6 protein-coding genes are annotated in these 8,078 nt (G+C 71.7%); all 6 read left to right on the top strand.

The features are described from left to right. A partial coding sequence (locus tag VFZ20_RS25185; RefSeq protein ID WP_329686720.1) for a hydroxyethylthiazole kinase occupies positions 1 to 500 on the top strand: 500 nt, incomplete at its 5' end. Between the two features lie 779 nt (positions 501 to 1,279). Then, the gene (locus VFZ20_RS25180) at positions 1,280 to 2,641 is read left to right on the top strand and encodes an NAD(P)/FAD-dependent oxidoreductase (protein WP_329686719.1); all 1,362 of its coding nucleotides are present in this window, start codon (positions 1,280 to 1,282) and stop codon (positions 2,639 to 2,641) included. A 956-nt stretch (positions 2,642 to 3,597) separates the two neighbouring features. Beyond that, positions 3,598 to 4,617: a S1C family serine protease gene (locus VFZ20_RS25175; protein ID WP_329686718.1), complete on the top strand. Its 1,020-nt coding sequence runs from the start codon at positions 3,598 to 3,600 to the stop codon at positions 4,615 to 4,617. Between the two features lie 72 nt (positions 4,618 to 4,689). Continuing rightward, a complete protein-coding gene (locus tag VFZ20_RS25170; RefSeq protein ID WP_329686717.1) occupies positions 4,690 to 5,436 on the top strand; it encodes a hypothetical protein in 747 nt (248 codons plus the stop codon). A 358-nt stretch (positions 5,437 to 5,794) separates the two neighbouring features. Continuing rightward, positions 5,795 to 6,475 (top strand): histidine kinase dimerization/phospho-acceptor domain-containing protein, encoded by a 681-nt coding sequence (locus VFZ20_RS25165; protein WP_329686716.1) that lies wholly within the window; start codon positions 5,795 to 5,797, stop codon positions 6,473 to 6,475. A gap of 100 nt (positions 6,476 to 6,575) precedes the next feature. Further along, on the top strand, positions 6,576 to 7,943 hold the full coding sequence (locus tag VFZ20_RS25160) for a sigma-54 dependent transcriptional regulator (RefSeq protein WP_329686715.1): 1,368 nt from the start codon (positions 6,576 to 6,578) through the stop codon (positions 7,941 to 7,943). Positions 7,944 to 8,078: the final 135 nt, after the last annotated feature.

Here is an 8,078-nt window from a genome sequence, read left to right as displayed (position 1 = left end):
CCACGCCGTACCGCACGGGCGTGGCCCGCGCCCTGGCCGGCCGCAAGCCCACGGTCGTGCGCGGCAACGCGTCCGAGATCCTGAGCCTGGCCGGCGAGGTGGGCGGGACGAAAGGCGTGGACAGCACCCGCAGCGCCGACGAGGCCAGCGGCATTGCCCGCGAGCTGGCGCGCGGCCTGGGATGCGTCGTCGCCGTCACGGGCGTGGTGGACTACGTGACGGACGGCGTGCGCACCCTTTCCGTCCACCACGGACACGAGATGATGACGCGCGTGACGGCCCTGGGCTGCGCGCTCACGGGCGTGACGGGCGCCTTTCTGGCCGTGGAGCCGGACCCGCTCCTGGCCTCGGCGTACGCGCTCGCCATCTTTGGCATCGCGGGCGAGATGGCGGCGTCCGGATCCATCGGGCCGGGGACGCTGCGCACGCGGCTGCTGGACGCGCTGTACGTGCTGGACACGGTGCCCGAGGCGGAGATCCGCATCCGCGAGGTGAGCTGAAGGCGGCGGGGGCGGACGGAGAACCTCCGACGGCGTCGGAAAATCTGCGCACGCGAGTTTCAGCCGGTTCCCGTCTGGGCGGATGATCCGCGGCGCTAGATTGATCCGTGCGAGGCGAGAAGCGCGGTCTCGTACCGAAGGAAGCCGCCATCGCGGAGAAGAACCGGCATCCACGGGCCGTCCCCCGGCCCGCACCACCGCCACACCGCCGGGAAACCGCTGCACGTCCCCGCGCACCATCCCGCGGGCGAAGCACCGTCGCAGCGTGATCCGCATCGTCCCGCCGGCCGGGTCCGGCACACCGCCGGTCCCCCAGACGCGCCACGGCGCACCCAATGCCCGCCGGCCCCGGATCGCTCCCGGGGCCGGCGCTTTTTGTTCGGGCGGATGCCGATGCGGGATCGCAGCGGGATGATGGGTCGCAGCAGGATGCGAGATGCGGAACCGCGGCGGATGGGTAGATCGCGTCTCGGCAGGCCCCCAGCACCGGCGATGGAAATCGCGGCATCGAGAACGTGATGTCGGCCTTTCGCCGACGGCTCCTGCCGCGTGCCGTCCAGGTGCACCCCAGCCGGACCCGAGCCGACAAGTCTCGCGCATTCCGCGGGGTGCGTGAGATCATCCGCGCCGGGTCGCGGTTCTCCCCTCTCCGCGAGGAACGAGCGCGGAGGGGCCGGGGAGGGGCGGGTTGCTGCCGGCGCGATCCATCCTTCATCCGCACAGCTCTTCACCTCCTCCATCACGGGAAACTTTGCCTGTAGCTCCCCCGTGTCCGCATCTTGCCTGCGATCATCCACAACCGGGAGAACGATGCGATGAGCGACGAGCGGGTGGACGTGGTGGTGGTGGGCGCGGGCGTCGCGGGGCTGGCGGCCGCGCGCGACCTGGCCGGCGCGGGGCTGCGCGTGCGGGTGCTGGAGGCGCGGGGGCGCACGGGCGGGCGCGTCCACACGCTGCACGACGGCGCGCACCCGCTGCCCGTGGAACTGGGCGCCGAGTTCATCGACGTGCCCGGCGAGGTGTGGGAGATCTTTCGCGCGGCGGGCGGGGCGGCGTACCGCAGCGTCCGCGGCTTCTGGAGCGTAAAGGACGGACACGCCCGGCCGCTGGACTACCGCACGATGGAGCCGGTGATGGAGCGCCTGGATTCGCCGCCCCAGCCGGACGTCACCTTCGCCGCGTTCCTGGAGGCGCACGCGGCGGAGTTTGACGTGGACGTGCGCGCGCAGGCCGTGCGCTACGTGGAGGGCTTTCACGCCGCGCCCGTCGGCCGCGTGGGCGTGGCGTGGCTGGCGCAGGCGGAGGAGGGGACGGCGGGCGGCGGCGGCGACGTGCGGCATCAGCCGCTGGGCGGATACGACCGCGTGGCGGCGGCGCTGGGCGCGGAGCTGGACGCGCGCGGCATGCTGCGGCTGAATACCGTCGTCCATCGCATCGCGTGGAAGCGCGGAGACGTGGAGGTGCACGCGCGGTCGCGCACGGGGACCGACCTGCCCTCCATCCGCGCCCGCGCCGTGCTGGTGACCGTGCCGCTCGGCGTGCTGCAGGCGCCGCCGGACGCGCGCGGCGCCATCCGCTTCGAGCCGGAGCCGCGCGAGACGCTGGAGGCGGCGCGTGCGCTGGGCGTGGCGCACGTGGTAAAGGTCGTGTTCCGCTTCCGCGACTTCATCTGGGAGGGGCTGGAGGGGCTGGAGGAGGACGCGGAGGCCAAGTTCTTTCAGCCGGAGGGCGGGCGGTTCAACGTGTGGTGGACGCCGTCACCCATCCGCGCGCCCGTGCTGACGGCGTGGGCCGGCGGATCCGCGGCGGAGCGGATGGAGGCCGAGGGCATCGACGTGGTGGAGCAGGCGCTGGAGGAGCTGGCGGGCTGGCTGGGCACGTCGCGCGCGGCGGTGGAGGCGGAGCTGGAGGAGTGGCACCGGCACGACTGGGCGGCGGATCCGTTCGCCCGCGGCGCGTACACCTACGTCCCCGCCGGCGCGCTGGAGGCGCAGGCGACGCTGGGCCTCCCCGTGGAGGACACGCTGTTCGTCGCCGGCGAGGCCACGCGTACCGGCGGGATGAACAGCACGGTGGAAGGTGCCCTGGGCTCCGGTCGCCGCGCCGCGCGCGAGATCCTGGAGGCGCTGGGGGAGGGGTAGCGAGCGATCGCGGACGATCGTGGACGCCCAGACGGAGGGTGATTCACCGGGAGCGGCGATCCAGCCTGAGCGGGTAAACCCGCCGCTGGGACAGCGATAAGCCCCGTCTCGCGCCGACGCGCTCTGCGAACGAGGCTTCAACCGCCAACGCGGGCGGCCACCCGGCGGGAGGCCGCGCCCCGCGGCGGAACCGGGATCGCGCCGGTCGCCGATTCCGCATCGGTGTACACGCTCCGACCACTCTGGGGCAGTCCGCGCAGGCGGACTTCGCGACTTTCCAGCGGCGATTTCAATCGCTCGGCGAGAGGCGGACTTCGCTGCTCCACGCTTGAAACACTCGCGATCCCAATCCGCTGGTTCTGATCCGCCATCCATCCGATCCGCTCGATCTGCGTTCCACTGCCGCGCCGCTGATCCGATCCCCTACCTCTGCCCGATCTGCCGCTCCGCCCAATCCGCCCGATCTGCGTTCCACTGCCGCGCCGCTGATCCGATCCCCTAAATCTGCCCAATCTGCCGCTCCGCCCATCCGCCCGATCTGCCACCCACTGTCGTGCCGCTGATCCGATTCCCTAAATCTGCCCGATCTGCCGCTCCGCCAAATCGACCCAATCTGCCATCCACTGCCGCTCCGCTGATCCAATCCCCTGCATCTGCCTAATCTGCTGCTCCGCAAGCACGATCCTGCATTCGCCCGATCCGCCCCGCATCCGCCATTCGTTGATCGGGACCGGCGCCCGACGCATCAAGTTTGCACAGGGTGATACCGTCCGGGAACGGTGGATGCGAGAGGACTCCGCCCCCGGCGCGCAGGCGTCGGGGATGCCACGGATTCGGATCCGCACGACGACGGATGACGCAACCGGCGCCCGGTCACACAACGCCCGGACCCCGCCGCGCATCCCAGGTAGGCGGGCATTCGCGAAGGGACGGCACCGCGGGAACGGAGTGGAGCGATGATCAAGCAGGGAGTAAGGCGGATAGGCACGGCGCTGGCCGTAGGCGCGGGGATCGGATTCGGCGCGGCAGTGGGCGCGGGCGTGCGCGCGGCGCCGCCGCCCGCCTGGGCCCAGTCGCAGGAGGGCGAGGAGAGCAACGTGGTGCGCGTGGCCCGCCAGGTCACGCCGGCCGTCGTGAGCGTGTCCACGGGCCAGGGCTCCGGCTCCGGCGTCCTCATCCGCGCGGACGGCGTGATCCTCACCAACGCGCACGTGGTGGGCAACGCGCGGCAGGTGGAGATCGGCCTGGCCAACGGGCAAACGCTCGCGGGGCGGGTGCTGGGGCGCGACCCGTCCATCGACATCGCCATCGTGGACGTGGAGGGCAGCGGCCTGCCCGTGGCGTCGCTGGGCAACTCCGACGCGCTGGAGGTGGGGCAGACGACCATCGCCATCGGCAACCCGCTGGCGCTGGAGCGCACGGTCACGCGCGGCATCGTCTCGGCGCTCAACCGCACGGCGGCGGAGTTCAACCTGGACGAGCTCATCCAGACGGACGCCGCCATCAACCCCGGCAACTCCGGCGGGCCCCTGCTGGACTCGCGCGGCCGCGTGATCGGCATCAACACGGCCATCCTGCGCGAGGCCGGCGGCGTGGGCGCCGAGGGGCTGGGCTTTGCCGTGCCCATCAACCTGGCGTCGGACGTGGCGCAGCAGATCCTCACGACGGGGCGCGTGACGCGGGCCTTCATCGGCATCAGCTACCTGGACGTGACGGCGGAGCTGGCGCGCGAGTTCGGCCTGCCGGTGCAGGGCGGCATCATCCTGCGGGCGGTGGGGCAGGGCACCCCGGCGGCACAGGCGGGCCTGCGCCCCGGCGACATCGTCACGCGGATGGACGACACGCCCATCACCTCCGGCGGCGACCTGCGGCGCGCCATCCGCGAGCGCGACCCGGGCGAGACGGTCACCATCACCGGCGTGCGGCCGGACGGCCCCTTCACCGTGCGCCTGCGCCTGGCGGAGATGCAGGGCTGACGAGATGCGGGGCGGATGGTGGAACGCGGGTTGCGGCTGGGGTCCGTCCCCGTGAACAGCGACAGGAGGCGGATGATGCGGTACGACGAGGGATACGGGCGGTACGGCGGATGGGAGCAGCGGATGCCGGACGGCGGGCGCGGCTGGGACCGCGGCTATCCGGATCCGCGGCGCGGCGGCGAGCCGGCGGACCGCCCGTGGGTGGGCGGCTACCGCGAAGGATACCAAGGCGGCTCCGGCGGATACGCCCTGGGCACGTCGGGCCCGCTGTACGAGCGCTACGAGGCGTTCGACGATCGCGGGCAGAACCGCGAGCGCGGCTACCGCCGTCCCCGCGGGCAGGAGGGACGCGGCCGGATGGGCGGCCGCTACTTCGTCCGCGCGCGGGCCAGCGAGTACGGCGCGGACTTCGGCGGCGGGGACCGCTTTGCCTACGAGGACGCGGCGGGCGGCACGGACTTTGGCCCCGGCAACGCGCGCCCGGGCTTCGGTCAATTGGGCCACGTGAGCGGCGGCGGGCAGAACCGCGGCGGATACGGCGCGGACTTCGGCCGCCGGCCCGCGGCGCGGCGGGGCGGCTACGGCGGCGACTTCCGCGGCAGCCCGGGCGGCGGCTACGACCGCGGGATGCGCGGCGGCGGGACGGACTACGACCAGCCGTTCCGCAACGAGGGCCGGCCGGAGGACTACCATCCGCGCTACTCGCCGGTGGGCGGCACGTACGCGCCGCTGGGCGGGGCGTACTCGGCCTACCGCGCCGGCCAGGTGCCCCGTCCGCTGCAGGACACCTGGACCAGCGAGTGGACCCGCTGGTTCTGAAAGGCGGGAGGGCGGCCATCGCGCGCGGAGGGCGCCCGGGCAGGGACCGAAGTACTCCGCGTCCTCCGCGGCTCCGCGTGAGAAAGCCGTTGCCGTAAGGCTCCGCCGACAAGGGGAGCCGACCAGGGGCAGGGGAGTCCGCCGGCCGGACTCTCCCGCCCCTTTCTGTTCCCCCGAGATCGACGTCGATCCCCCCGCCGCGCGGGTGGGAACGGAATGTGCTTACCCGCTGCCCCAATGCGGCCCCACGCGGGCCCCAACCGGCAGCTCCGCGGCGCCGTCCTCCAGGGGACGGCGGCACTCAGGCCGTGCCCCGAATCGGCCGGCCCCGGACCGCCCCGACGCATCGCATCAAACCTTGAGCGATTCCATCCGTTCCGACCCGACCGGCGCCGTGCTCGCCGTGGCCGATCCCGTCGCCGTGCGCGCCAACAAGCTCGACCTGCTCGAGCGGCTGGCCGACGCCCTGGCGCACGAGATCAAGAACCCGCTGCACTCCATGGTCATCAACCTGGAGGTGCTCAAGCGGCGCCTGTCGCGCGCGCCCACCGAGGGCACCGACGTGCTTCGCTACGCCACCGTGCTGGGCGAGGAGCTGGACCGGGTGAACCGGCGCATCGAGCTGCTGCTGCGCCTGTCGCGCCCGGACCGCGGCGGCCCCGACGACACCACGCTCAACGAGCTGGTGGAAGAGGTGATGGAGCTGGTGAGCGTCGAGGCCCGGCACCGCGAGGCCCGCGTGGCGTACGAGCCCGGCGGCATCATGGCGCGGGTGCACGTGGGCCGCCAGCACGCGCGGCAAATCATCCTGAACCTGTTCCTGGATGTGCTGGACGGCCTGGGCGGCGGCGACACCCTGGCCGTGGACATCCGCGCCGAGGGCGGCCGCGCCGTGTTGACCGTTTCGGGGGGATCGTCGTCAGCTACGGGGGGCGAGCGGCTGTCCGTGGCCGCCGCCCTGGCCGAGGCCGTGGGCGGTCGCGTGGACGTGGAGGGGGGCTCCCGCACCCTCTCCCTGCCGGCGCAGCGGCCCGAGTGACCTACGTGCTGTGACGCCAATGGGTTGACTGGGGTTGTACAGACCCGGTATCTTTGCAGGTTAGCAAACGACGGATTCTCCCCGACACATTTGACGGGTCATGCCTGAAAAAATCCTGGTCGCCGACGACGAACGCCACATCGCGGACGGCCTGCAGATGCTGCTGGCCGATGAGGGCTACGAGGTGGACACCGCCACGGACGGCACCGCGGCGTGGAAGCTGGCGCAGCAGGGCGGGTACGGCGTGGTGCTGGCCGACCTGCGCATGCCCGAGGTGGACGGGCTGGAGCTGTTCTCGCGCATGCGCAAGGCGGGAATCCCCTCGGAGATGATCATCATCACCGGCGAGGGCTCCGTCGAGAGCGCCAAGGAGGCCATGCGCCAGGGCGCGTACGACTACCTGGAAAAGCCCCTCAAGATCGACCGCCTCAAGGAGCTCATCCCCAAGGCGCTGGAAAAGTTCCAGGTCAAGCAGGCCAACAAGCAGCTCGAGGAGCGCCTGGCCAACCTCACCCGCTTTGGCGACCTGATCGGCCAGAGCGAGGAGATGCGCTCCATCTACGGCACCATCGAGGCGGCGGCGCCCACGGCGGCCAGCATCCTCATCGTGGGCGAGAGCGGCACGGGCAAGGAGCTGGTGGCCCGCGCCATCCACGACAAGAGCAACCGCGCCAAGGGCCCGTTCGTGGCCATCAACTGCGCCGCGTTCCCCCGGGAGATCCTGGAGAACGAGCTCTTTGGCCATGAGAAGGGCGCCTTCACGGGCGCCATCAACGAGAAGCAGGGCTGCTTCGAGCTGGCCGACGGCGGCACGCTGTTCCTGGACGAGGTGGCCGAGATGGAGCCCGACATCCAGGTCAAGTTCCTGCGCGCGCTGGAGCAGCGCTCCTTTCGCCGCCTGGGCGGCAAAAAGGAGATCAGCGTGGACATCCGCGTGGTGTCGGCCACCAACAAGCACATCAGCAAGGCCATCGAGGACGGCAAGCTGCGCGAGGACCTGTACCACCGCCTGGCCGTCATCCCGCTGTACCTGCCGCCCCTGCGCGAGCGCCGCGGCGACGTGCGGCTGCTGGCCGAGTCGTTCCTGCGCCGCTTTGCCGAGGAGAACGGCAAGAAGACGCTCAAGAGCTTTTCGCCCGAGGCGCTGGAGTTCATCAACTCGTACCGCTGGCCGGGCAACGTCCGCGAGCTCAAGAACGCCATCGAGCGCGCGGCCATCTTTGCCCGCGGCGACGCCATCACGTTCCAGGACCTGCGGGCGCACGAGATCATCCTGTCGGAAGACCGCGAGGTGCGCATTCCCGTGGGCACGTCGCTGCAGCAGGCGGAGCGCACGCTGGTGCTCAAGACCTTCAGCTTCGCGGACGGCGACCATCACAAGGCGGCGTCCATGCTGGGGATCGAGGAGGACGAGTTCCGCAATCGGCTGAGCGTGCTGGTGGCCGGCGAGCCCGTCGCGGCCGCCTGACCTCCTGGCCGTTCTCACGCGGGGCAAAGCCGCGCATCGGGATCCCGGTGCGCGGCTTCGTTTCGTAGAACCCAACAGATTTCTCACGCAGAGCCGCAGAGGCGCAGAGTACTTCGTTCGCGCGATGAAGTACTC

Source organism: Longimicrobium sp. (assembly GCF_036280135.1).
Lineage (GTDB): Bacteria > Gemmatimonadota > Gemmatimonadetes > Longimicrobiales > Longimicrobiaceae > Longimicrobium.
Note: the sequence above shows the minus strand (reverse complement) of the source record. Positions and strands in the feature narration are given on the sequence as shown.

What these genes read in the sequence shown, in the direction of transcription:
- VFZ20_RS25175 (WP_329686718.1), top strand. Translation starts at nt 3,598, where the DNA reads ATGATCAAGCAGGGAGTAAGGCGGATAGGCACGGCGCTGGCCGTAGGC.
- VFZ20_RS25170 (WP_329686717.1), top strand. Translation starts at nt 4,690, where the DNA reads ATGATGCGGTACGACGAGGGATACGGGCGGTACGGCGGATGGGAGCAG.
- VFZ20_RS25160 (WP_329686715.1), top strand. Translation starts at nt 6,576, where the DNA reads ATGCCTGAAAAAATCCTGGTCGCCGACGACGAACGCCACATCGCGGAC.